This is a genomic window from Methylobacillus flagellatus KT, from assembly GCF_000013705.1.
Lineage (GTDB): Bacteria > Pseudomonadota > Gammaproteobacteria > Burkholderiales > Methylophilaceae > Methylobacillus > Methylobacillus flagellatus.
Map to the genome: position 1 here is coordinate 2,518,016 of NC_007947.1, position 23,620 is coordinate 2,541,635.

General features: G+C 58.0%; 19 protein-coding genes, 1 tRNA gene and 1 pseudogene. 6 read left to right on the forward strand and 15 right to left on the reverse strand.

Annotation, left to right across the window (positions count from 1 at the left end; genetic code table 11):
• Position 1 precedes the first annotated feature (1 nt).
• The 4 genes from MFLA_RS12085 to MFLA_RS12100 all read left to right on the forward strand — a co-directional run bounded on the left by MFLA_RS12085 (position 2) and on the right by MFLA_RS12100 (position 3,473).
• A complete protein-coding gene (locus tag MFLA_RS12085; RefSeq protein WP_011480586.1) occupies positions 2-772 on the forward strand; it encodes an ABC transporter ATP-binding protein in 771 nt (256 codons plus the stop codon).
• Between the two features lie 280 nt (positions 773-1,052).
• Positions 1,053-2,003, forward strand: coding sequence for an MlaD family protein (locus tag MFLA_RS12090; RefSeq protein WP_011480588.1), 951 nt, complete (start codon positions 1,053-1,055; stop codon positions 2,001-2,003).
• 8 nt (positions 2,004-2,011) lie between these two features.
• A complete protein-coding gene (locus MFLA_RS12095) occupies positions 2,012-2,608 on the forward strand; it encodes an ABC-type transport auxiliary lipoprotein family protein (RefSeq protein WP_011480589.1) in 597 nt (198 codons plus the stop codon).
• 37 nt (positions 2,609-2,645) lie between these two features.
• The gene (locus tag MFLA_RS12100; protein WP_011480590.1) at positions 2,646-3,473 is read left to right on the forward strand and encodes an AraC family transcriptional regulator; all 828 of its coding nucleotides are present in this window, start codon (positions 2,646-2,648) and stop codon (positions 3,471-3,473) included.
• A 5-nt stretch (positions 3,474-3,478) separates the two neighbouring features.
• On the opposite strand, the gene MFLA_RS12105 is transcribed toward MFLA_RS12100, so the two are convergent.
• The 5 genes and pseudogenes from MFLA_RS12105 to MFLA_RS12125 form a co-directional block, all read right to left on the reverse strand.
• Positions 3,479-4,927, reverse strand: a complete 1,449-nt coding sequence (locus tag MFLA_RS12105; RefSeq protein WP_011480591.1) for an efflux transporter outer membrane subunit — start codon at positions 4,925-4,927, stop codon at positions 3,479-3,481.
• Entirely contained in the window at positions 4,924-6,102 is a 1,179-nt protein-coding gene (locus tag MFLA_RS12110; RefSeq protein WP_011480592.1) for an efflux RND transporter periplasmic adaptor subunit, read from the reverse strand. The genes MFLA_RS12105 and MFLA_RS12110 overlap by 4 nt, the downstream gene beginning before the upstream one ends.
• Positions 6,092-9,299: pseudogene (locus tag MFLA_RS12115) on the reverse strand (efflux RND transporter permease subunit). Before MFLA_RS12115 ends, MFLA_RS12110 begins: the two are co-directional and overlap by 11 nt.
• A 194-nt stretch (positions 9,300-9,493) precedes the next feature.
• Entirely contained in the window at positions 9,494-9,874 is a 381-nt protein-coding gene (locus tag MFLA_RS12120; protein ID WP_011480593.1) for a hypothetical protein, read from the reverse strand.
• Positions 9,875-10,064: 190 nt separating this feature from the next.
• A complete protein-coding gene (locus MFLA_RS12125) occupies positions 10,065-10,844 on the reverse strand; it encodes an alpha/beta hydrolase (RefSeq protein WP_011480594.1) in 780 nt (259 codons plus the stop codon).
• Between the two features lie 515 nt (positions 10,845-11,359).
• Between MFLA_RS12125 and katE the strand changes: the two genes are divergently transcribed.
• Positions 11,360-13,498, forward strand: coding sequence for a catalase HPII (katE, locus tag MFLA_RS12135; RefSeq protein ID WP_011480595.1), 2,139 nt, complete (start codon positions 11,360-11,362; stop codon positions 13,496-13,498).
• A gap of 67 nt (positions 13,499-13,565) precedes the next feature.
• Here katE and MFLA_RS12140 read toward each other — a convergent pair.
• From MFLA_RS12140 to MFLA_RS12185, 10 genes are all read right to left on the reverse strand, one after another.
• Positions 13,566-13,641 (reverse strand) — tRNA-Thr (locus MFLA_RS12140).
• 61 nt (positions 13,642-13,702) lie between these two features.
• On the reverse strand, positions 13,703-14,155 hold the full coding sequence (locus MFLA_RS12145; RefSeq protein WP_011480596.1) for a DUF2721 domain-containing protein: 453 nt from the start codon (positions 14,153-14,155) through the stop codon (positions 13,703-13,705).
• On the reverse strand, positions 14,155-15,306 hold the full coding sequence (gene clsB, locus MFLA_RS12150) for a cardiolipin synthase ClsB (protein WP_011480597.1): 1,152 nt from the start codon (positions 15,304-15,306) through the stop codon (positions 14,155-14,157). Before clsB ends, MFLA_RS12145 begins: the two co-directional genes overlap by 1 nt.
• Entirely contained in the window at positions 15,306-16,061 is a 756-nt protein-coding gene (locus tag MFLA_RS12155) for an endonuclease/exonuclease/phosphatase family protein (RefSeq protein ID WP_011480598.1), read from the reverse strand. The genes clsB and MFLA_RS12155 overlap by 1 nt, the downstream gene beginning before the upstream one ends.
• Before the next feature lie 13 nt (positions 16,062-16,074).
• Complete coding sequence (gene nadA / locus MFLA_RS12160; protein ID WP_011480599.1) at positions 16,075-17,214, reverse strand: quinolinate synthase NadA; 1,140 nt, start codon at positions 17,212-17,214, stop codon at positions 16,075-16,077.
• 10 nt (positions 17,215-17,224) lie between these two features.
• The gene (nudB, locus tag MFLA_RS12165) at positions 17,225-17,704 is read right to left on the reverse strand and encodes a dihydroneopterin triphosphate diphosphatase (RefSeq protein ID WP_011480600.1); all 480 of its coding nucleotides are present in this window, start codon (positions 17,702-17,704) and stop codon (positions 17,225-17,227) included.
• Positions 17,701-18,231 (reverse strand): adenine phosphoribosyltransferase, encoded by a 531-nt coding sequence (locus MFLA_RS12170; RefSeq protein WP_011480601.1) that lies wholly within the window; start codon positions 18,229-18,231, stop codon positions 17,701-17,703. The genes nudB and MFLA_RS12170 overlap by 4 nt, the downstream gene beginning before the upstream one ends.
• 124 nt (positions 18,232-18,355) lie before the next feature.
• Entirely contained in the window at positions 18,356-20,140 is a 1,785-nt protein-coding gene (gene aspS / locus MFLA_RS12175) for an aspartate--tRNA ligase (protein WP_011480602.1), read from the reverse strand.
• Positions 20,141-20,174: 34 nt separating this feature from the next.
• The gene (locus MFLA_RS12180) at positions 20,175-20,777 is read right to left on the reverse strand and encodes a DUF502 domain-containing protein (protein ID WP_011480603.1); all 603 of its coding nucleotides are present in this window, start codon (positions 20,775-20,777) and stop codon (positions 20,175-20,177) included.
• 33 nt (positions 20,778-20,810) lie between these two features.
• The gene (locus MFLA_RS12185; protein ID WP_011480604.1) at positions 20,811-21,062 is read right to left on the reverse strand and encodes an FmdB family zinc ribbon protein; all 252 of its coding nucleotides are present in this window, start codon (positions 21,060-21,062) and stop codon (positions 20,811-20,813) included.
• A 394-nt stretch (positions 21,063-21,456) separates the two neighbouring features.
• On the opposite strand from MFLA_RS12185, the gene MFLA_RS12190 reads away from it, so the two are divergent.
• Entirely contained in the window at positions 21,457-23,595 is a 2,139-nt protein-coding gene (locus MFLA_RS12190) for a TonB-dependent siderophore receptor (protein ID WP_011480605.1), read from the forward strand.
• The last annotated feature ends 25 nt before the right edge of the window (positions 23,596-23,620 follow it).

Genomic DNA, 23,620 nt, shown 5'->3' on the forward strand with positions numbered 1-23,620 from the left:
CATGAACAGTCAACACACTCGCCCCATCTGCGAAATCAGGAAAGTCTGGACCGTGTTCGGCAGCAATGTCGTGCACCAGGATCTCGATCTCAGCATCAATGCGGGAGAAATCATCTCCCTGGTCGGGGGGTCGGGCAGCGGCAAAACCACACTGCTGCGCCACATCGTAGGCCTGACACGCCCGACCAAGGGAGAGGTCTTGCTGTTTGGCAAGAATCTGCATGAAATGGATCGCGTGCCACAGCAACGCCTGATGAACCGGCTAGGCATGTTGTTCCAGCAGGGTGCACTGTTTTCCGCCCTGACCGTGTTCGACAATATTGCCTTTCCACTGCGCGAGCTCAAGCAGTTCGACGAAGCCACCATCCACCAGCTCGTGCTGCACAAGCTCTCGCTGGTGGAAATGGAGCCGGATACGGGGTCAAGACTGCCATCCCAGCTCTCTGGCGGCATGATCAAGCGCGTGGCCCTGGCGCGGGCGCTGGCGCTGGAGCCAGAGCTGCTGTTACTGGACGAACCGACAGCGGGGCTAGACCCAGATCGCAGCGAAAAATTCGTGGAGCTGATCAAAAGCATCAAGCATAGCCTGGGCCTGACGGTGATTTTCGTCACTCACGACCTGGATACCCTGGTATCGCTGACCGACAAGGTCGCTGTCCTTGCCGACAAACACATCGTCGCCAATTGTGGGTTGCGTGAGCTCGGCAACATCGATCATCCTTTTGTGCAAAACTTTTTCCAGGGCGTTCGTGTCCGATTGGAAAGGACATGAGGCACCTGTGCAATGGCCTTTTATTTAGCATCCTTGGCTGCAACATCTCCTTGCTCAGGGCGCAGGCAGTATATAGGCACTGTCACATACCGCGCCACACAAGGCGGGGGCATTTTAAAACAATGCCTCATTTATCGGTTTGCCCTGTCGGTGCAGCTACAGCTGTGTGTCAAGCCCTTGCCGAACCATGCGCCCGTCTGTGGCATGCGCCTTGCATTGACTACGCCGACAGGGCAACATTCCCATGAAAAGACATTGAACATGAACAGGCTCTAACATTATGGAAAACCGCGCACATGCCTTGGCTGTTGGCATTGCCACCCTGATCTTGGTGGCCATTCTCGCATTTGCCTTCTGGTGGATGAGCGGCAGCCGGCAGCCGCTCACTGAATACAAGATCATCTCGAGACAGCCTGTGACCGGTCTCAATCAGGAAGCATCGGTCAAGTTTCGCGGTGTGAACGTAGGCAAGGTTTCCAGCATTGCGCTGGACCCGGACTCGCAATCCTCGATCGAGATCACCATCCGCGTCGATGAAAAACTGCACCTTACCAAGGATGCCTACGCCGAATTGCGCTCACAGGGGGTCACCGGCCTTGCCTATATCGACCTCAATGACCCCAATGATGATGGCGAACAACTGCCACCCGGCTCTCTGATCACGATGCGCCCTTCATTGATAGACCGCATTTCCGAACGGGTGCCGCGGCTGGTGGACAAGGTGGAATCGTTCGTCAACCATGGCGTCGAGACCATTGAGCAGGCGAACACGATGATGCAGAGTATAGATGTAAAGCGCCTGAACCAGACGCTGTCCAACCTGGAAGAGGCATCCTCCAAGTTGGGACCGGCTCTCGTCTCTGCCAATGAGGCTTTCGGCCAGGCCACTAAACTGCTGTCCGAACAAAACCAGCAACAGTTCACGCAAACCTTGAATAACCTGCAGGCAGCCACCCAAGCCGCCACACCGCTGCTCAACGAACTGACAGCCACTGTCCACGATGTACGCGGAATGACAGGGGATATTCGCAACAGCGCCAGCCTGATCGGCGATACGTTGAATCACGAGACCCTGCCGCAGCTCAATGAACTGACGGCCAATGCCAGCAACGATGCGCGCCGCATCAGTCGTATTTTGGATATGCTGGAAGAAAACCCGCAAAGCCTGCTTTTCGGCAAACCAGAAATTCGCCCGGGTCCGGGTGAATCCGGCTTCAAACCTGCACAATGAGGTACCCCATGCAAAACATTACGTCCATGGCGGCGCTGTTGATGACTGTTCTCAGCCTGAGCGCCTGCATGAGCTCGATCAAGCCTGACACCAAGCCACTGGATTTTTACGACTTCGGGCTGCAGGATGCAGACAATCGCATCAGCTTCACCTTGCCGCTGGAAAAGCTAGACGCCACCGATGCGATCCAGCACAGCAATATCCGCTACCGCCTGCACTACAAGCATCCATCCCAGGTATTCGCCTATGCAGAAAGCCGCTGGTCTACCTTGCCCGTGGATCTCTTGCGCCAGAAAGTTGCCAATGCGCAACCTCTCAACACGACATGCGGCCTGAAAATACAAATCGTCACTTTCGACCAGGTGTTTGACGACGCCAGCAGTAGCCAAGGCGTAGTCCAGTTACAGGCAGAGTTGACAGACAGGCGTTCACGCAAGCTATTAGCTTCCACGCTTATTTCCGCACGACATGCAGCGCAAAGCGCAGATGCGCGAGGCGGGGTTGCCGCACTGAACATTGCCAGCACGGAAGCCTTGCAACAGGCTGCAGACTGGGCCCGGGAAACCAGCCAGGCCGCACCTGCATGCCAAACTGCCACGCCATGACAGGGCGTTGGCCACCGCCTGCTGAAGGGCATGCCCAATGAGAGAAATCGACGTCCACCCGGCCTTCACTGACCTCAATGGCAGTGGTCCCGACCCAGACCTGTCGCCACTCCCGGTCGTGGCCAGAGTGGGCAGCTACTCCATGGGCTGGCGGGTGGAAGCCCATGCACACCAGCGGGGGCAATTGATGTTCGTTACCAACGGCAGTATGCGCGTAGAGACGCGCGATGGTTCATGGATCACGCCGCCCGGCCGCGCCTGCTGGATACCCAGCGCAGCGGTGCATAGTGCCATCTATACGCAGGCATCGAAAATGCAGACGGTATTGATCGCGCCCGAGCTGCTGGAAACACTACCCAAACGCTGCTGCGTCATTAAGCTTACTCCCTTGTTGCGTGAACTGGTCTCGCAGGCAGTGGCGATCAACAACCAATACACGTTGCACAGCCGGGAGCACAGGCTGATGCAGGTGCTCGTCGACCAGATCAGCACTGCGCAACAAGCGCCGCTTTTTCTGCCCGAAGGGCGCGATCCTCGGCTACGCCGGGTAACGGAAAGCCTGCACCAGAATCCGGGAGATGACCGCAGCATCGAGGCGTGGGCCCAGATTGCAGGTGCCAGTGCCCGAACACTTGCTCGCCTGTTCCAGAAAGAAACCGGCATGACTTACTCCTCCTGGCGCCAGCAGCTCTGCCTGATACGCGCCGTCGAGATGCTGACCGAGGGAGCCAGCGTCACCAATATCGCCCTGGCGCTGGGCTACGAAAGCACTGCTGGCTTTACCAGCATGTTTACGCGCTCAATGGGTGAGTCGCCCAGCAATTACCTGACACGCTGGTCGCAGGAAACTACAGCGTCAGAATAGATCACTCATGAATTGCCATCCTTGACTGCGCCTGCCGCTTCGGCCTGCTGCCAGTCACCTCCCAGGGCACGGATCAATTCCACACTGGTGCGCAGCTGGCTGACCTTGAGCGTCACCACTGCGCGCTGAGTCTCCAGAGCCTGTGTCTGCGCTGCCGTCACCTCCAGGTAATTGGCGGCGCCTTCACGATAGCGATTCATCGCAAATGCCATCGATTTTTGCGCTGCCTCGGCGGCGGCCTGTTCCGCATCCGCAGCTGCCTGGTAGTGATGCAGGCGCACCAAGCTGTCCTCTACCTGCTGGAAGGCCTCCAATACCACCCCGCGATAACGGGCCCCAGTCTCATTCAGCACCGCCTCAGCCTGCGCCAACTGGGCCTTGCGGCGTCCGCCGTCAAAAAGCTGGAAGAGCATGCCCGGCCCGATGGACCAGAAATTGCTGGGCGCCGTCAGCCAATTCCCGGTGGAAATGCTCTGATAGCCAAATGCCGCACTCAGGCTCAAGGCAGGGAAATAAGCCGTCCTTGCCACGCCGATACTGGCATTTGCCGCCGCAACGCGTCTTTGCGCAGCTGCAATATCCGGCCTGCGCTGCAGGAGGGTGGAAGGTAGCCCAGGCGGAACATGCGGCAGGGCAATCGTATCCAGTCGGCTGGCAATCGCAAAATTCGAGGGAGACTCGCCAACCAGGGCGGCAATCGCATGCTCGACCACCGCGCGCTGTGCCCGGGCCTGCGCCAGCTGCGAGCGTGCCGTTTCCAGCTGCGCCTCGGCACGACTCACGTCCAGGCCTGGCACGATACCCCCCTCATGGCGCGCCTTGGTAATCGACAATGCCTTGTCGTTGGCCTGCACGGTTTCTTCAAGGATATGCAGCTGCTGATCCAAGCCACGCAACACAATGAAATTGTCAGTGAGCTGCGCCTGCAGGCTCAGGCGTACCGACTCGAGATCGGCCTGCATGGCGGCAGCCTCGGCAACGCCTGCCTTGACCGTGTTGCGCACCCTGCCCCATAGATCCAGCTCATAGCTGGCCTGCAGCCCTATGCTGTAATTCGAATAAGTCGGAGGGATGACAGCATTGGGCGGTACCAGTGGGCGGTGCTCGGAAACGCGATTGCGCCCAGCCTGGCCATTTGCAGACAGGCTGGGGAACAGATCTGCACGCGCTTGCTCGCTGTATGCCAGCGCCTGCTGGTAGCGTGCCAGCGCCGCTGAAAGGTCTGGGCTGTGCGCAACCAGCTTTTCCTGCAACGCATCAAGTTCAGCATCGCCATAAAGCTTCCACCATTCCCCGCGCGGCAATTGGTCGGCCGGTGCCGCCGGCACCCAGGGTTGCATTTCCTTATATGCCTGCGCCACCGGCACTTCTGGCAGCTTGAGCTCGGGCGCAAAAGAGCATCCCCCGAGCACTGCCAGCATGCCACAAGCCAGCATCCCTTGCCTGATGATCATGACTTGGCAGCCCCTGTGCCTGCCTCGGCAGGCACACGCACCTGCATGCCATCCGTGATGTCGTCAGGAGGACTGTCTACCACCCTGTCGCCTTCCTCCAGGCCCGAACCGATTTCCAGGGTCTTGCCGAGATCGCGGACGATCATTACCGTTTTGAGCACAACCCTGTCATGTTCATCCAGCGTTGCGACATGCACGCCATCGTGCCGTACGATCAATGCACTGGCTGGAATACTCAAGGTCGCAGCATTGGCCGCAAGCTCGATATTGGCGCGGGCAAAGCCGCCGGGCAGCAACTCACCGTTATCGTTCGGTACCAGAAACTGGAACAGCGTGGTACCGGAAGCCGCATCCACTGCCTGTGCCGAAGCCACCAGCTTCGCGGCATATTCGACGCCAGGCCGGCCAGGGATGGTCACTTTCGCCGTGGCACCCTTGCCGATCGCTGGCACATAACTCTGCGGCACATTGACGTAGAGGCGCAGCTTGCGCGTATCCGACACGACAAAGAGCGGCTGCCCGGCTTCTCCTGCGTTGATCAGTGCGCCAATATCGGTTGAACGTGCGGTCACGGTGCCGGAAAATGGCGCCACCAGCCTGGTGAATCCCTTGGTGGCCTGCATGCGGTCCAGGTTGGCCTGCGCGGCCTGCAGGATACCCTGTTTGGCCGCATAATCACTGACCCGCTCCTCCACCTCCTGCTTGGAAACGGAATCGGTATTCAGCATGGATTGCCAGCGCCTGGCAGTCGTGCCAGCCAGCTCTGCATTCACCTTGGCGGTCTCGACGTCGGCCTTGGCCTGCAATAATTGCTGATCAAGGTCTGGCGTTTCGATTTCGCCCAACACCTGTCCTGCCTTGACCTCGGCACCGATGTCGACATACCACCGCTTGAGGTAACCGCTCACCCTGGCGTAAATGGGCGCACGGGCAAAGGCTTCCAACCGGGCGGGAAGCACCAGCGTCCGGGTGTCGCTGCCGCGCTGCGGGCTGACCAGGGTCACAGACGGCACCGCCTGCTCCTCCGTCCATTGCTTGAGCGCCTCGCCTTCCTTGGCACGGATCGACAAGCCATAGACCACGATGCCAATCGCCACCAGGGCAATGACCAGGCCGCCTCTGCGCACAGTACGGCGTGACGCGCCAAGATCAGTAGTCCTCACATCAGATGACATTCACTTCTCCATAATTCGAATTCTCTACCAACGGCTTGCGGTAATTGCGGTGCACGATACTGAACACCACGGGCACGAAAATCAAGGTGGTGACGGTGGCGAACAGCAGCCCCCCGATCACAGCCCGGCCAAGCGGCGCATTCTGCTCCCCGCCTTCTCCCAGGCCCAACGCCATCGGTGCCATGCCGATCATCATTGCCAATGCCGTCATTAAGACCGGGCGGAAGCGCACGAAGCCTGCCTCGATCGCAGCCTGGGTAGCATTGCCCAGCTCTGCCAGGCGCTCACGTGCAAAGCTGATCACCAGGACACTGTTCGCCGTCGCCACGCCCATGCACATGATGGCGCCAGTCAGAGCCGGCACCGACAGCGGGGTAAAGCTGGCAAACAGCATCCAGACAATACCCGCAATCGCGGCGGGCAAGGCGCTGACGATCACGAATGAGTCGCTCCAGGACTGGAAATTCACCACGATGAGCAGGTAAATCAGCACGATCGCACCCAACAGCCCGAACAGCAGCCCCGAAAATGCATGCTCCATGGTTTGGACCTGGCCTAGCAAGGCGATACTGGATCCCTTGGGTACGCTATCGGCATGGGCATCCATGATTCGGCGGATATCCTTGGCGACCGCGCCCAGGTCGCGGCCCTGCGTCGTGGCATTGATCTGCACAATGGGCTGGATATCGTACTGGCTGACCAGCGCGTTGGCAGTGCTGCGCGAGAATGTCGCCAGGCCGCCGAGGATCTGCGGCGATGCGCCCGGTGCGCTGCCGTTGATCGGCAGGTTCTCCAGTGCAGACAGGCTATCCATGCGGTATTGCGGTGTCTGCAACACGATGGGGTAGGAGACGCCATTGGCTGGGTTCAGCCAATACGTGGGTGCCACCTGGCTACTGCCCGCCAGCGTCACCACCATATCATTGGTGACATCGCGTGTCGTCAGCCCCACTTCCTGCGCACGCGACCGATCGACCTCGACCTGCAATACCGGATTACGGCGCGACTGCTGGATACGCACATCGGCAATGCCTGGCACCTTGCGGATTTCCGTCACCAGCTGATTGGCATAATCAAAATTGGCCTGCAGGTCGTTCCCGCGAATCTGCAGGTCGATCGGCGCCGGAGAGCCGAAGTTGAGGATCTGGCTCACGATGTCCGCAGGCGGGAAGGTAAAGGTCGAGTCGGGGAACAGGCGCGGCAGCTCCTCGCGCAAGCGCTTGACATAGGCAGCCGTAGGCTGGTGTTCCTTGGTCAGTGCAATCTGGATATCGCCATCCTGTATGCCCATGACGCCAGTATTGTTGTATGTCAAGTTGATTGGGCTGATCGGCAGGCCGATATTGTCGACGATGGTATCGATTTCATCTGCAGGAATGATCTTGCGAATTTCCGATTGTATCTTGGCGAACCTAGCGGCCGTATCTTCCAGCCGGGTGCCAACCGGCACGCGTACATGCATGAGAATTTGCCCGCCATCCACCTCGGGGAAGAAATTGCGCCCGAGGAAAGGCACCAGCGCAAAACTGAGCATGACGAATGCCATGAACCCCGCGATGAACTTTCTGCGGTTTTCCAGCATTAACATCAGCACACCGCGATAGCCTTCGCGGAAATGCTCGAAGCGTGCCTCGAAACCACGCTGGAAACGCACCAGTGGATTTCGCGACGGGGGAAGAACATGATCATTGCCATGCAGGTCGGTATGCGGCGCATGCGGCTTCAGCAGGTACTTGGCCATGGTCGGCACCAGGGTGCGCGACAGGATAAAGGAGCTGATCATCGCGAACATCACGGCCTTAGCCATCGGCACGAACAGGAAGCCCGACACACCTTCGAGGAAGAACATCGGCACGAATACGATACAGATGCACAGCAGCGAAACGAAGGCCGGCGTGACGATCTGCCGTGCGCCGTCCAGAATTGCCGGCTCGACCGGCTTGCCCTGCTCCAGATGCCAGTTGATATTCTCGATTGTCACGGTGGCATCGTCCACCAAGATACCCACCGCCAGCGCCAGCCCCCCCCAGCGTCATGATATTGAGTGTCTCCCCGGTAAACGCCAAGCCGGCGATCGCCCCCAGGATGGACAAGGGAATGGAAATCGCGATGATCACGGTGGAACGCCAGCTGCCAAGAAACAGCAGGATCATGATGCTGGTGAGTGCGGCTGCGATACAGCCCTCCAGCACCACGCCCTCAATCGCGGCACTGACGAAAATCGACTGGTCGTTGATGGGGCGCACTTCCAGTTCATCCGGCAGGGTAGGCTTGATTTCTGCCAATTTGCTCTTGATGCCGTCCACGATCGCGAGCGTGGAAGTAGCGCCACTTTTCATGACCGACATCAGCACGGAGCGGGCGCCATCCACGTGTACCAGATTGGTCTGCGGCGGGTTGCCATCGCGCACATGCGCCACATCGCGGATATACACCATAGCGCCGTTGACCATCTTCACCGGCAGATTGCCAAGCTCCTCCAATGCCGAAGGCGCATTATTGAGCTGGATCGTGTATTCGAAACTGCCGATTTTCTGCGTGCCGGCAGGCAGGATCACATTCTGCACTGCCAGCGCATTCGCCACATCCTGCCCCGAGAGCCCACGCGCCTGCAAGGCATCCGGATCGAGGTCGATCTGCACCTGCCGCGTCTTACCACCATACGGCCAGGGAACCGCTGCCCCAGGCACCGTCACCAGGCGCACCCGCACGGCATTCATGCCGAGGTCGGCCAGGTTCTGCTCGGTCAGGCCTTGCCCTGCCAGCGCCAATTGCAGGATAGGCACAGTGGATGCGTTGTAATTCAAAATCAGGGGCGGCTGGGTGCCTGGCGGCAACTGCCGCAGCATGGTTTGTGAAATTGCCGTCACCTGGGCATTGGCAGTAGCAATGTTGACGCCCGGATGGAAGAAAATCTTGACGATACCCAGGCCCGCATAGGAGTTGGCCTCGATATGCTCGATGTCGTTCACCGTCGTCGTCAGCGAACGCTGGAACGTCGTCAGGATACGCCCGGTCATCTGGTCGGGCGACATGCCGGCATACTGCCAGGCGACGGAAATGACGGGAATGCGGATTTCCGGGAAAATATCGGTCGGCATGCGCAGTGCCGACAAGATTCCGACGATCAGGATCAGGATCGCCATCACGACAAAAGTATAAGGGCGCCTGAGCGCAACTTTGACGATGCCTAGCATGCTGCGACTACCATAACGAATCCATGTTGACTGACTTAGCCTCTGATTATTTCAGAGATGCTCAAGGTCATGCTTAATCAAATCTGCCACATTGTTGCTTGATCTTGCCATTATGTCCCGGTTTTAAATAGGGGCTTAACCAAACCGGTCAATAAAAAAGCCGCTCCACGAGCGGCTTCACGACCTGCACAGCGTTATTTCTTCGCAGGCAGTGTGGCCTGGCAATGCTGGTAGTCATGCTTGTAGCCATCGTCGAGTCTGGCTGCCTCCCCTTCGAGCACCAACGTGGTGATGCCATTACTGTAGGATCCAGCGTCCGTCCTGTTGAGCAGGACTTCACGGTCTGGCAACATCAGCCAAGCCGCTTTTCCTGCATCCTCCAGCTTGACGTAGAACTTGCGCCCCTTGTCGCAACGGTATTCCGTCGAGCCGCCGGGGCCACGCGAGCGCGCATCGGCATTGTCTCCACCAAATGGCCAGATGCGGAACCCACCACAGGCGGACAATAGGCTGCCAAGTACCAACAACAGCAGGAGCTTTCCGTAAGCCCCGGTAATACGCGCGGATATGATCAAAATCCCAGACTCCAAATTGATGCGCTCAATGGCGCTTGGAACGTAAGTATAAACAATCGCCCGCCTGACTTGTAGCTGCCATTCAGCACATATCCGTCATGATGCATGCATGCAATGACCCAGACCATGCCGGCGTGCGAAGCTTCCCAAGGGCAGCCGTACCACAATGGCAACCAGCGGCAATACAGCCCTAGCCATCCGTCAGATAGCGCATCCCCCACAAGCCAATGGTGCTTGCCACGAACTCGGCGGCCGGCCTCTCAGACACCATATGATCCGCATCCTCTATCGCCAGCAGGCTCTTCGGGTGCCGGGCTGTTTCGAAAATCGCATGAGCATGGCGCATGGGCACCATCTCGTCGCGGGGCGAATGCATGATCAACACCGGCACACGCAAACGCTGCATGGTGTCATGCAGCCGGAATTGTCGGGCATGGTCGGCAAATTGCCGCCGCAAGACATAAGGCTGCCGGTTCACCTCGATGCTGGTGGCACCACCCTGCATGATCTCCCTGGTTTTGTCCTCGCCGATGATCTCCAGCACATGCGCCGGGCTCTCAGGCGTGGCAATCGTGACGCAGGCCCGCGATTCTGGAATCGAGTGGCACGCATTCAGCGCCACCAGCCCGCCGAAACTGTGGCCGATCAAGATGTTTGGCGCAGCGACATGCTGCCGCAACCAATCAGCAGCACTGACAAAATCCTCAACCTGCGTATCCAGGTTGGTCATTGAGAAATCCCCCTCGCTTTGGCCAATCCCGGTGAAATCCAAGCGAAGCGAGCCTATCCCATATTGCAGCAATCTTCGTGCTGTCCTGGAGGCAATCAATATTTCCTTGGTACAGCCGAACGCAGGCGCAATCATCGCCATCCCGCGCGGTGGAATGTCAGGCAGCTCCAGCCTGGCTGCCAGCTTCAAGCCGTTCGCATTGCAGATGGTGACGTTTTGTGAACCCTTCAATACCGACATCGCCTGAGGTTCCGCCTCTTAACATCAAGGGTGAATACTAGCATTGTTACCTGCCGCCCATCTCATGCCGTCATGGGTAGTAGTGTCATTTAACTTCTCCTGGCTTGGCAGTGCGGCTTGAGCCTGAAATTTTCTTTTCCAGCATTAGTGACTTTAGCTATATTGCATTTTGACTAAAATTTAAGACAAATAAGCATACAGGCAAAATTACTTGCGCATTCTGGACGACATGCCTGTCACCATTATAGCCATCGAGCTACACACCTTCAGTATCCACTATGCCAATACCACAACTTCATCACACACAAGCATCAAGAAAATTGCTGGCAATCCGCTAAAGCCTATATTAAAGGCCATCTTGCAGTACTCGTTGTTCATTTCGGCACAACCAGCATGGTCAGTCAAATCACATTAATATATTCCTACATAGATTTAGCCTTTTCTCCTACACCACTTTTCAACGCACAGCTCTACAGTGAGACGCAATACCATCAAATAAAATAGGGGTATGCCTCATGAAGAACAAAACGGAGAAAGTCAAAAGCCAACTGGCAGGGTCAACCGCTCCAGACAAGAAAAACACCACTGCAAAAACGCGCGATCTAGAGTCGTACAAGTCGGATGCCACCGGGCAGCCACTGAGGACCAATCAGGGCGTCAAGATTGCAGACAACAAGAACTCCCTGCGTGCCGGCAGCCGTGGGCCCTCCCTGCTGGAAGACTTCATTCTCAGGGAGAAGATTACCCATTTTGATCATGAGCGCATCCCGGAACGAATCGTCCATGCACGTGGCGTCGGCGCCCATGGTTATTTTGAATCCTATGCCGACCACTCTTCACTCACCAAGGCGGGATTCCTCGGCGAAAAAGGCAAGCAAACCCCGGTCTTCGTCAGGTTTTCCACCGTCCAGGGCCCCAGGGGCTCTGCCGACACGGTACGGGACGTGCGCGGCTTTGCCATCAAGTTTTATACCGAGGAGGGCAACTTCGACCTCGTAGGCAATAATATTCCCGTTTTTTTTATCCAGGATGCCATCAAGTTTCCCGACTTCGTCCATGCGGTCAAGCCCGAGCCTCACAATGAGATCCCGACGGGCGCCAGCGCCCACGACACCTTCTGGGATTTTGTTTCGCTACAGCCGGAGTCGGCGCATGCCGTCATCTGGGCCATGTCCGACCGTGCCATTCCCAGGAGCTTGCGCGCCATGCAGGGATTTGGCGTCCATACCTTCAGGCTCATCAATGCCAAGGGCGTTGCCAAGTTCGTCAAGTTCATCTGGACCCCGAAGCAGGGGGTGCTGTCGCTGGTATGGGATGAAGCGCAGAAGATCGCGGGCAAGGATCCCGACTTCCACCGGCGCGACCTGGGCGAATCCATTGAGCTCGGCAATTATCCTGAATGGGAATTCGGCGTGCAGATCATTGACGAACAAGACGAGCACAGCTTCGATTTCGACATCCTCGACCCCACCAAGATCGTGCCCGAAGAACTGGTTCCGATCACGCCGCTGGGCAAGCTGGTACTGAATCGCAACCCGGATAATTTTTTTGCCGAGACCGAGCAAATCGCCTTTTGCCCCGGGCACATCGTGCCCGGCCTGGACTTCAGCAACGATCCGCTCCTGCAAGGCCGTCTGTTCTCTTACACGGATACTCAGCTGAGCCGGCTGGGCGGACCCAATTTCCATGAAATCCCCATCAACAAGCCGGTATGCCCTTTCCACAACAACCAGCGGGACGCATTGCACAGAACGACGATACACAAGGGCCAGGCTGCCTACGAGCCTAACTCGATCGACGGAGGCTGGCCGCAGGAAACGCCGCCAGCAGCCAAGGATGGCGGCTTCGAGAGCTACTACGAGCGCATCGATGCACACAAGGTCAGGGAAAGGTCGGCGTCGTTCAAGGACCATTTCTCCCAACCCAGGCTTTTTTACAAGAGCTTGAGCGCCACGGAACAACTACACATTGCAGAGGCTTACAGCTTCGAGCTGGGCAAGGTCAAGAGGCAACATATCCGGGAAAGAGTCGTCAACGAGATCCTGTCCAATATCGACCTGGGCCTGGCAGGCACCGTTGCGCAGAAGCTGGGCATTCCGGCGCCCAAGAAACCGACCATCAAGGTGCCCGAACCCAGCCTGAAGCAATCGTCGGCGCTGAGCCAGATGAAGCTGACTCCCCAGGACCTGCAGGGGAAGAAAATCGCGGCACTGGTGTTCGACGGCTTGTCCGCCAAGGCCATCCGCCCGCTGCTTGACTGGGCACAACAGCACAGCATCGCGCTACAGCTTCTTGGCCCCACTTCTGCGCCAGTCAAGACCAGCGAGGGAAAATCGTTGGCGGTGGATGGCTCAATCAAGGGAGAACCCTCGATTTTGTTCGACGCGGCGATAGTACCGGATATCCCGACGGACCATACGGCGCTACTAGACAATGGACAAGCCGTGCACTTCATCCTCGAAACATTCAAGCACCTGAAGCCGCTGGCACTGACCGGGCCAGGCGCGAGCCTGATAAAAGCACTTCATCTGGAGGAAGATGCGGGCTTGTTGCAGGCCAAGGATTTCAGTGCAGTACGCGAGCAGTTCGAGCGCGCCTTGCTGGCTCATCGTGTATGGGAGCGGGAAAAGAAGGCCGAACGCATCCCGGCATGAGGAAAGGCGACGGATCCATCGCCCTGATGTAGCAAGGCCTCTGCTTGCAGAGGCCTATTGTCTATCTTGGTGCCGCTTGCCGGATTCGAACTGGCGACCTTTTCATTACGAATGAACTGCTCTACCAACTGAGCTAAAGCGGCAACGCCGCCCATTTTATCGCAAACTGGTGGCGATTTAAAAACGGTTTGGCAAAATCCATTGTCATCTGCCACCTTCGCGGGTGCGCACATCCTCCATGATATCAGTGGAAAGCGCGATTTCGCGCAGAAAACAAAGCAGCCCAAACACCAGCGAGCCCATGGCACAAATGAACAGCAGGGAAACAATGCGCGACGGGTTCCAACCGACTTCCGCCGCCGCGAACAAAGTGGCAATCACCACGCAGACAAGCAAGGCTGCCAGCGAGGTCAGGGAAATCGCCCGGTGTATCCAGCGCGAGCGCCTGAGCAGCCTATGCATTTCCTGGGATTTCTGCGCATGGTCCCAGCCGCCGGATTCGTGCAATTCGCGGAAGCGGTCGACAACGCGGGCCAGACGGCCCGCCATCACGCCCAGCATGGCGCCGCTCCCCGTGAGCAGGAAGGCGGGCGCCACCGCCAGCTGGATGACGTTGGCCACGTTGGCGACATTCAGCACATCAGGCACAGGCAGCATCAATGTTTCTCCTTGGAGCCGACCAAGCCAATCATGAGCCTCACGACGACATACACGATCCATGAGAATGCACACTTGAAGACATGTCGCCGAGACCAGTCTTCCGGACGCACCTGCACGGACTTTTCCGCAATCGCCTTTTCCAAGTCCGCCTTCAGCTCGGCATTGAAGCGTTTGTCCTGCACCATGATGTTGGCCTCGCGGGCCAGCATCAGGCTAAATGGGTCAAGGTTGGAGGAACCCACGGTGGCCCAACGACTATCCACTACCGCCACCTTACTGTGCATGAAGCTGGCGCGATACTCGTAAATCTCAATGCCATGGCGCAGGAACAGGCCATAAACTTCGTGTGTCGCGAACATGAGCCAGTATTCCATGCGTCCCTGCAACAGCAGGCGTACGCGCACGCCGCGCTTGGCAGCTTCGATCAGCGCCTGGCGAAACTTCTTGCCCGGCACGAAATAGGCGCTGGCAATGATGATATCGACCCGCGCCTTGCCAATGGCCTTGAGGTAGGCGCGCTCGATATCCCGGCGATGCAGCACGTTATCGCGCACGACGAAGGCCGCACGCATCCCGTTCGTGATGAATGGCGGCGCAGGCAGGTTGGGATAGGCCGAAACTTCGCGCAAGTGCATCCAGGCCAGTCGCCGCCACAGGTTGCGCACGCTGGCATGGATGCTCAGCACCAATGGCCCGTCGACGCGAACGGCATAATCGACGCGGGGTGCATCAAGGTTGCTCGGCACGTTCATGTCGTCGATGATGTTGATGCCGCCGACATAGGCATGCTGCCCGTCGAACACCGAGACCTTGCGATGCAGGCGACGCAAGCGATTACGCTTGAATGACCACGGTGAAATCTTCGGGCGGTAGAACATGACCTTGACGCCGAAGGCTTCCATCTCGAGCACGTATTCCGGCGGCAGCTTGCGGCTGCCGAAGCCGTCCAGCAGGAGATGGACGGCCACGCCACGCGCAGCGGCCGCCTTGAGTTTCTCGCCTATCATGGCACCGGTGGCATCCAGTTCGTAAATATAGGTCTGGAGATGGATTTCATGCTGCGCAGCCTCGATGGAAGCCGCCAGTGCCGGGAAGAACTCGGTACCGTTGCGGAGCAGGGTGATGCGGTTGCCGGATTCCCAGCGCATCATATCCTCGAGAGCACGGCCGTCAGGGCAGCATGGTCGGAGACCTTCATGAATTGCGGCCCGGCATGCACCTCGACATGCCGCACATGGAAACCACGCACATAGATGCGATCCAGCCTGAATAGCGGCAGAAACGATGGGAAGCTGCGCGCAGGCTTGCCGCCGCTATGATGCTCGAACACTTCCTGCAGATGCAGGCCATGTACCAGCTCGCGCCCTGCGCTCATGCTCCAGTCGTTGAAGTCCCCCGCAATCACCAGCGGCGCATCCTTGGGCACCACTTCCTCGATCTGCTTGCGCAAGATGGCAATCTGCTTGCGGCGCCATCCCGCAAAGAGGCCAAGGTGCACACAGATGCAGTGCAATGGCTGATGCCAGCCCGGCACCGCAATCTCGCCATGCAGCATGCCGCGCTGCTCGCTTTGGTGAGCGGAAATGTCAATATTTTCGTACTTGACGATGGGGTATTTGGACAGCAGGGCATTACCGTGATGCCCGGCGGGATAGACCGAGTTCTTGCCGTAGGCATAATCGCTCCAGACGGCATCGGCGAGAAACTCCACCTGCCCGGCCAGCGGCCAGGCGCTGAAGCGGCGGCTATGCTTGATGTGCTGGTCACGCACTTCCTGCAGGAAGACAACATCGGCCTGCAGCTTGCGGATCAGCTCGCGTTGTTCGTGCAGCGCAAAACGGGCGTTGAAACTGGTCACGCCCTTATGGATGTTGAAAGTGGCAATCCGGATGACGCTCTGCAACCTCAACCTTTCATCAGGATGCGTCCAGCATGCGTTGCAGTGTCAGGCGGGCCAACTCTGCCTCGTGCTCCGGCACCTTGATACGGTTGACCACGTTGCCTTCCGCGAGGTTTTCCAGTGTCCACGCCAGGTGCTGTGGATCGATACGCGCCATGGTGGAGCATTCGCAGATCACATGCGACATGAACTGGACGATCTTGCCCTGCGGCTTCATCTGCTCGGCCAGGCGATTCACCAGATTGAGCTCGGTGCCTACCAGCCAACGCGTACCGGCAGGCGCCTCGCTGACGGTTTTCAGGATGTATTCCGTGGAGCCGACGTAATCGGAATTGAGGCAGACTTCGAACGGCGATTCCGGGTGCGAAATCACGATGCCATCGGGATGCTCGGCGCGGAAGCGCGTGATGTTCTGCTCGCGGAACATCTGGTGCACGGCGCAATGGCCCTTCCACAGCAAAATCTTGGCATTCTTGATCTGCGCTTCCGTCAGGCCGCCCATCGGCAGGTCAGGATCCCATACCGGCATCTGCTCCAGCGGGATGCCCATTTTGTAACCGGACCAGCGGCCCAGGTTCTGGTCGGGGAAGAACAGTACTTTCTCGCGCTGCCTGAACCCCCACTCGATGATCTTGGTGGCGTTGGTCGAGGTGCAGACGATGCCGCCATGCTCGCCGCAGAACGCCTTGAGGTCGGCGGCGGAATTGATATAGGTGATCGGCGTGATGGTGGCGTCAAAATCCAGTACCTTGGCCAGTTCGCGGCGCGAGCGTTCCACCTTGGCCAGATTGGCCATGTCGGCCATGGAGCAGCCAGCGGAAAGGTCAGGCAGGATGGAAATCTGCTCGGGACGAGAGAGGATGTCCGCCACTTCGGCCATGAAGTGCACGCCGAGAAACACGATGTATTCGGCATCCGTCTCGGCAGCGAAGCGCGAGAGTTTGAGCGAGTCGCCAGTGTAATCCGCATGGCGATATACGCTTTCCTGCTGATAATGGTGACCGAGGATCACCAGCCGGTTGCCGAGCTTTTTCTTGGCGGCAATGATGCGTGCCTGCAGCTCGGCCTCCTGCGCCGCCTGGAAACGCTCGAACTTGATCGGCGCGGCGGTCAGCGTATTGGCTGGTCGTTCTGTTGTCTCTAGAGTTGCTTGCATGGCTGATAGCTCACAATGTTAAGTTGTTGCGTTCACCCAACTTGCGCAGGGCCTCGACATTTGTCCATGAGAATACACGTTTCGCCGCCTCGCGCCAGTCCACCCACTCGTAAGCCACATGCTCACGCGGAGCGAGTTGGACAGCGACAGGGGCAGGTAATTCCAACCCGAATATATGCTCGGTATTTTGCGTCACCCCGGGCGCATAGCGAAAGCGCCAGTGCGGGTAGATTTCGTACACATGCGCGCAATGCCAGTCCACCAGCTTGTAATCTGCCGCATCAAGGCCGGTTTCTTCCTTCAACTCGCGGATTGCCGCATCCACTGGCTGCTCCAGTTCACCATTCGGCAGCCTTTCCAGGCTACCAGTCACCGATTGCCAGAATCCAGCCTTGTCCGCTCGCTCCATGATGAGCACCTGCAAATCCCTGGTATGCACCAGCACCAAGACTGAAACTGGCGTCTTGTATACCGGTGGTTGGCTATTCACTCACTGTCCTCGAACTGGCACAGGCTGAATGTCTTGTAGCCCAATACACGCAATTTCCGTTCACCGCCCAGATCGGGCAAGCCGATGATGAATGCACACTCCAGCACATGGCCGCCGAGTTTCTCAATCAATATCGCAGCCGCTTCCGCAGTACCGCCAGTGGCAATCAGGTCATCCAGCAACAATACGTGTTCATCCGGGCTGATGGCATCGCTGTGGATCTCCACACGGTCAGTACCATATTCCAGGGCATAGTCATGGCCCAGCACGTCGCCCGGCAGCTTGCCCTTCTTGCGCACCGGCACGAAGCCGACACCGAGCTCGTATGCCACTGCTGCGCCGACAATGAAACCGCGCGACTCGATGCCCACCACTTTGTCGACCTTGGCACCCGCATAGCGTTCAACCAATGCATCCACCACCTGCCGCAAGCCACTAGCATCCTTGAGCAGCGTGGTGATGTCGCGGAACTGGATGCCGGGCTTGGGATAGTCGGGGATGGTGCGGATGAGCGACTTGATATTCATCTAGTAGTGATGCCCCTACTCATCCAAAAAATGAAATCGCGCCGGGCTGGCAAGGCGCAAACTCGCAGACAGTACATTGAGTACGGCAAGAGTTTGCAACGCCGCCAGCACAAGCGATTTCATTTTAAGCAGCAGGGTTCTGCTGGCGCACGCGAATATGTAGCTCGCGTAGCTGTTTCTCATCCACCTCGTTCGGTGCCTTGGTCATCAGGCACTGCGCACGCTGGGTCTTGGGGAAGGCGATCACGTCGCGGATAGATTCCGCGCCCGCCATCAAGGTCACCAGGCGGTCGAGGCCGAAGGCGAGGCCGCCATGCGGTGGCGCGCCGTATTGCAATGCGTCGAGCAGGAAGCCGAATTTCTCCTGGGCTTCTTCCTTGCTGATCTTGAGCGCGTCGAACACCTTGGACTGTACTTCCTGCTTGTGGATACGCACGGAACCGCCACCGACTTCCCAGCCGTTCAGCACCATGTCGTAAGCCTTGGACAAAGCCGCGCCGGGGTTGCTGGCCAGCAGGTCCTCGTGGCCGTCCTTGGGACTGGTGAACGGGTGGTGCAGGGCGACCCAGCGGTCGTTTTCCTCGTCGTGTTCGAACATGGGGAAATCCACCACCCACAAAGGTGCCCAGGCGCGGCCGTCGACGTGGCCCTTTTCATGGCCGATCTTGGTGCGCAATGCCCCCAATGCCTCGTTGACGATCTTGGCCTTGTCGGCGCCGAAGAAGACGATATCGCCGCTTTGTGCGCCGGTACGCTCGATGATGGCCTTGAGCGCGGGTTCGTGGATGTTCTTGACGATGGGGCTTTGCAGACCTTCCTCGTTCAATTTGCTTGCATCGTTGACCTTGATGTAGGCCAGGCCCTTGGCGCCGTAGATCTTGACGAATTCGGTATAGGCGTCGATCTCGCTGCGGGACAATGCGGCGCCGTTAGGAACGCGGATGGCCGCCACGCGGCCGCCTGCGGAATTGGCCGCGCCGGCGAACACCTTGAAGTCGACGTCCTTCATGACGTCGGTCAATTCGGTAATTTCCAGCGTCACGCGCATATCGGGCTTGTCGGAGCCGTAGCGGTTCATTGCCTCGGCAAACGAAATGCGCGGGAACGGGTTGGGCAGGTCGATATCCTGCACCTGCTTGAACATGGTGCGGATCATGCCTTCGACGATGGTCATGATCTCTTCCTCATTGAGGAAGGAGGTTTCGATATCCACTTGGGTGAATTCCGGCTGGCGGTCGGCACGCAAGTCCTCATCGCGGAAGCACTTGGTGATCTGGAAATAGCGGTCGAAGCCGGACACCATGAGCAGTTGCTTGAACAGTTGCGGCGATTGCGGCAAGGCAAAGAACTGGCCATGATGCACGCGCGAAGGCACGAGGTAGTCGCGCGCGCCTTCCGGTGTCGAGCGGGTCAGCATCGGCGTCTCGACCTCAATGAAGCCCTGGCTGTCGAGCTGATCGCGCAATACCTTGGCAACGCGGTAACGCAGCATGAGGTTCTTCTGCATCGCGGGCCGGCGCAAGTCGATGTACCGATGCTCCAGGCGCACCATCTCGGACAGGTTGTCGTCGTCAAGCATGAACGGCGGCGTCAACGACGGATTGAGAATCTCGATCTCGCTGGCCAGCATTTCGACTTCGCCGGTCGGGATATTGAGGTTGACGGTGCCCTCGGGGCGCGCACGCACCTTGCATACCACCTTGAGCACGAACTCATTGCGTACCGATTCCGCAATCTTGAACGCCTCGGGCGTATCAGGGTCGATGACGATTTGGGCCATGCCTTCGCGGTCACGCAAATCGATGAAAATCACACCGCCATGGTCGCGGCGGCGGTGTGCCCAGCCACAAAGGGTGACGGTCTGGCCAATGTGTTCACGGTTCAGGTGACCGCAGTAATGAGTACGCATAACAGTTTTCTTGTATTAGAGATAAGGTTAACGATCAGGATTTTGACTTGCTGGCCGGAGCCACCACACCCATGGAAATAATGTATTTCAGCGCTTCATCCACGCTCATGTCGAGCTCAACCACGTCTGCCTTGGGCATCATGAGGAAGAAGCCGGAAGTCGGGTTGGGCGTTGTCGGCACGTAAACGCTCACATACTCGCCCTCGAGGTAGTTTGCCACGTCGCCGCCGGGCTGCCCGGTGAGGAAGCCAATGGTCCAGCTTCCCTGGCGTGGGTATTGCACCAGCAATGCCTTGCGGAATGCCTGGCCCGAATCGGAAAACAGGGTGTCGGACACCTGCTTGACGCTGTAGTAGATGGACTTGACCACCGGCACGCGTGCCAGCAAGGCTTCCCAGAACTGGATGATGCGGCGGCCGAAGAAGTTGGTCGCGATCAAGCCGGTGACGAACACGATCAGCAGGGTAAGGATGGCGCCGATGCCGGGAATGGCCCGGCCGAATTGCGCTTCGGGGCGCCAGGATTCCGGCAGCAGCAGCAGGCTCTGGTCCATCAGGCCGATCAAGGTGCTCAGCACCCAGATAGTGATGCACAGCGGCACCAGCACCAGCAGGCCGGTAATAAAGTAGCTTTTCATGTCAACCTTGGGCAACAAGCAGACCGCGCTGCATCAATGACAAGCGCAGCCAGCGCCACAGGAAGCGGCAGGCGCGGACTCTTCGGATTTCTTCGCCGGGCTGCTGCCCTTGAAGTCGGTCGCATACCATCCCGTGCCGTTCAGCTGGAAGCTGGGTGCGGATACTTGCTTTTCAAAGGTTTCCTTTGCGCATGCAGGACATGCCGTGGTACCGGCTTCGCTGACCTTGCGCATGAGCTCGGCCTTGTGGCCGCAACTGGTGCATTGATAATCGTAAATAGGCATCGCAACAATCCCCTTAAAAATGAAATTATACCCGAATGCGCGTTGACCAAGCGGCTGTTCAATGCCATTTAACAGGAGATAGCCTGCCAAAGGCAGCCTGTCCAGCACCCGGCAGTGGACTACGCGCGGAAAACCACCTCTGCAGCGCACGAAGCGGTATGGAACACGCCCTAGATGGGGCCTTGCATGCCGGTTTCAATATCCCCGCGTCTTTGCGCTGCCAACAGGAGTGAAATCCTGCTGTATACCTACCAGCCAAACCCGCAGGGTGGGATTTAGCGATAGCCAATGCCATCAATGTGCAACATGATGACGCAACGCTGTTGCGTTCGCATATAATGCTGCAAATCGGGCTTCTCTGCACTGGCAGCAACCTACCCCACCTTCCGAAACCATGACACATCCAATTCACGCCAGGCGTCTGCTGCCTGCCCTGCTTGCCATTGCCTGCAACAGCCATGCCGGAATGACAGATGAACCTGCGCAGCTGGAAGAACTCACGGTCAAGGTGCCCGGCACCAGGGGCAAGGCCAGCGGTTATTACCAGAAAGATGCAGGCGGCGCCACGCGTACCGATACCCCGCTGCAGGAAACCTCACAATCCGTGAAGATCATCTCGCGCCAGGTGCTCGACGACATGCGGGCCACACGGCTGGACGATACTTTCGATCTCGTGAGCGGCGTCAGCCGCCAGAACAGTTTTGGCGGACTATGGGACAACTTCGCCATCCGTGGTTTCGCTGGCCATGAAAATACCGGTCCCGCCATGCTACGCAATGGCTTCGCCGGCAACCGTGGCTTCAACCCGCCGCGCGACACCGCCAATACCGAGCGCGTCGAGTTCCTCAAGGGGCCCACTGCCGCACTTTACGGTAACAGCGAGCCGGGCGGTACACTCAACGTGGTCACCAAGAAGCCGCAATTCAAATCCAGCAATACCGCAGAGGTTTATGCAGGCAGCTATGACACTTACCGCACTTCGTTCGACGCCACCGGACCGGTTGCCGACAATCTCGCCTACCGCATGATCGTGGCCGCAGAGGACAAAGGCAGCTTCCGCGACCATATGGATAGCGAGCGCTTGCTTGTCTCGCCATCCTTCACCTGGCTAATCGGTCCTTCGACCACCATCAATTACGAGCTCGAATATCTCAAGCACCGCACCCCATTCGACCGCGGCATTGCCCTGCGTGACCGTGATGGAAACCGCCTGCACAATGTCAAGCATAGCCGCTTTCTGGGTGAGCCGCGCACAGGGGATACCACCATGGAGGCCTACACCCACCAGCTATCGCTGGAGCATGAGTTTTCACAATATTGTCGCGGCAGGATCGGTCTGGCGTACAAGGAGAACAAAACCGATGGCGACGCGGTGGAGCCATTGTCGCCGCTCAGCGCTGTCGCCCCCAACGGCAACATCAACCGCCGGCTGCGCGGACGCGCATTCGACTCTGATGACTTGATGCTGCAAACGGACCTCAATGGCAAATTCAACACCGGCAGCCTCAGTCACGATCTGTTGCTGGGAATGGAAGCCTATCGCTTCAACCAGCAGCAAACGCAATTTGGCTCGAGCGCCACGGCCATCAATATCTACAGCCCTGCATATGGCGCGGTACTTGCGCCGATGACCAGGTTGTCAGACTTCAAGGAAGAACAAACCGATATGGCAGTGTTCGCACAGGACCAGGTCAGCCTCACAGAAAAATGGAAACTGATGGCAGGCGTGCGTTTCGATTCCTTCCGCCAGCAGATAGATACGCTCACCAACAATACGCAAGTCCGGCAGGACCACTTCGTCACCTCGCCTCGCGTCGGGCTGACGTATGTGCTCAACCCGGAGGTCTCGCTATACACATCGTTCAGCCGCTCATTCCGGCCAAATGCCGGCACAGATGCCGCAGGCAATGGATTTGATCCCGAACGCAGTCGCGCCTTCGAGGTAGGGATGAAATACCAGTCTGCGAACCAACTACTGGGCGGCAATATCGCCTTATTCGACATCACCAAGCAGAATGTGCTGACCGCGGACCCCGCAAGCAATTACTTATTCAGCATCGCGGCTGGAGAAGTCAAAAGCCGTGGGCTGGAGCTGGACTTGAACGGCCAGCTTGCCGAACACCTGCGAGTGATTGCAAGCTACGCTTATACCGATGCCTATCTGGGCAAGGATATTGCCCTCGGCGCAGCATCCTCCATTCCATCCGGCGCACGCCTTTCGAATATTCCCAGGCACTCCGCCAATGCCCTGATCATGCATGAACGCACATTGGCAAATGGTGGCAAGCTTGGGTTGGGCGGCGGATTTAGCTATGTTGGCAAGCGCGCCGATAGCCCGGAAGACATGTTTGAACTGCCGTCCTATGTCACGGTACGCTTAATGACGTATTGGCAATTCAATGAAAAGCTGCGACTCTCGTTTGACGTTACCAACTTGTTCGATCGCGAATATTACGCCAGTTCCTATAACAGCAATTGGACCATGCCGGGCGCGCCGCGCATGATGACCTTAGGACTGCAAGCCAGATTCTAGGGCGCTGCTAGCCAAGTTTGAAATA

Excerpts from the sequence above, each read along its gene's own strand:
- MFLA_RS12085 (WP_011480586.1), top strand. The coding sequence starts at position 2 with ATGAACAGTCAACACACTCGCCCCATCTGCGAAATCAGGAAAGTCTGG.
- MFLA_RS12090 (WP_011480588.1), top strand. The coding sequence starts at position 1,053 with ATGGAAAACCGCGCACATGCCTTGGCTGTTGGCATTGCCACCCTGATC.
- MFLA_RS12095 (WP_011480589.1), top strand. The coding sequence starts at position 2,012 with ATGCAAAACATTACGTCCATGGCGGCGCTGTTGATGACTGTTCTCAGC.
- MFLA_RS12100 (WP_011480590.1), top strand. The coding sequence starts at position 2,646 with ATGAGAGAAATCGACGTCCACCCGGCCTTCACTGACCTCAATGGCAGT.
- MFLA_RS12105 (WP_011480591.1), bottom strand. The coding sequence starts at position 4,927 with ATGATCATCAGGCAAGGGATGCTGGCTTGTGGCATGCTGGCAGTGCTC.
- MFLA_RS12110 (WP_011480592.1), bottom strand. The coding sequence starts at position 6,102 with ATGTCATCTGATGTGAGGACTACTGATCTTGGCGCGTCACGCCGTACT.
- MFLA_RS12125 (WP_011480594.1), bottom strand. The coding sequence starts at position 10,844 with ATGTCGGTATTGAAGGGTTCACAAAACGTCACCATCTGCAATGCGAAC.
- katE (WP_011480595.1), top strand. The coding sequence starts at position 11,360 with ATGAAGAACAAAACGGAGAAAGTCAAAAGCCAACTGGCAGGGTCAACC.
- MFLA_RS12145 (WP_011480596.1), bottom strand. The coding sequence starts at position 14,155 with ATGCTGCCTGTGCCTGATGTGCTGAATGTCGCCAACGTGGCCAACGTC.
- clsB (WP_011480597.1), bottom strand. The coding sequence starts at position 15,306 with ATGCGCTGGGAATCCGGCAACCGCATCACCCTGCTCCGCAACGGTACC.
- nadA (WP_011480599.1), bottom strand. The coding sequence starts at position 17,214 with ATGCAAGCAACTCTAGAGACAACAGAACGACCAGCCAATACGCTGACC.
- MFLA_RS12170 (WP_011480601.1), bottom strand. The coding sequence starts at position 18,231 with ATGAATATCAAGTCGCTCATCCGCACCATCCCCGACTATCCCAAGCCC.
- aspS (WP_011480602.1), bottom strand. The coding sequence starts at position 20,140 with ATGCGTACTCATTACTGCGGTCACCTGAACCGTGAACACATTGGCCAG.
- MFLA_RS12180 (WP_011480603.1), bottom strand. The coding sequence starts at position 20,777 with ATGAAAAGCTACTTTATTACCGGCCTGCTGGTGCTGGTGCCGCTGTGC.
- MFLA_RS12185 (WP_011480604.1), bottom strand. The coding sequence starts at position 21,062 with ATGCCTATTTACGATTATCAATGCACCAGTTGCGGCCACAAGGCCGAG.
- MFLA_RS12190 (WP_011480605.1), top strand. The coding sequence starts at position 21,457 with ATGACACATCCAATTCACGCCAGGCGTCTGCTGCCTGCCCTGCTTGCC.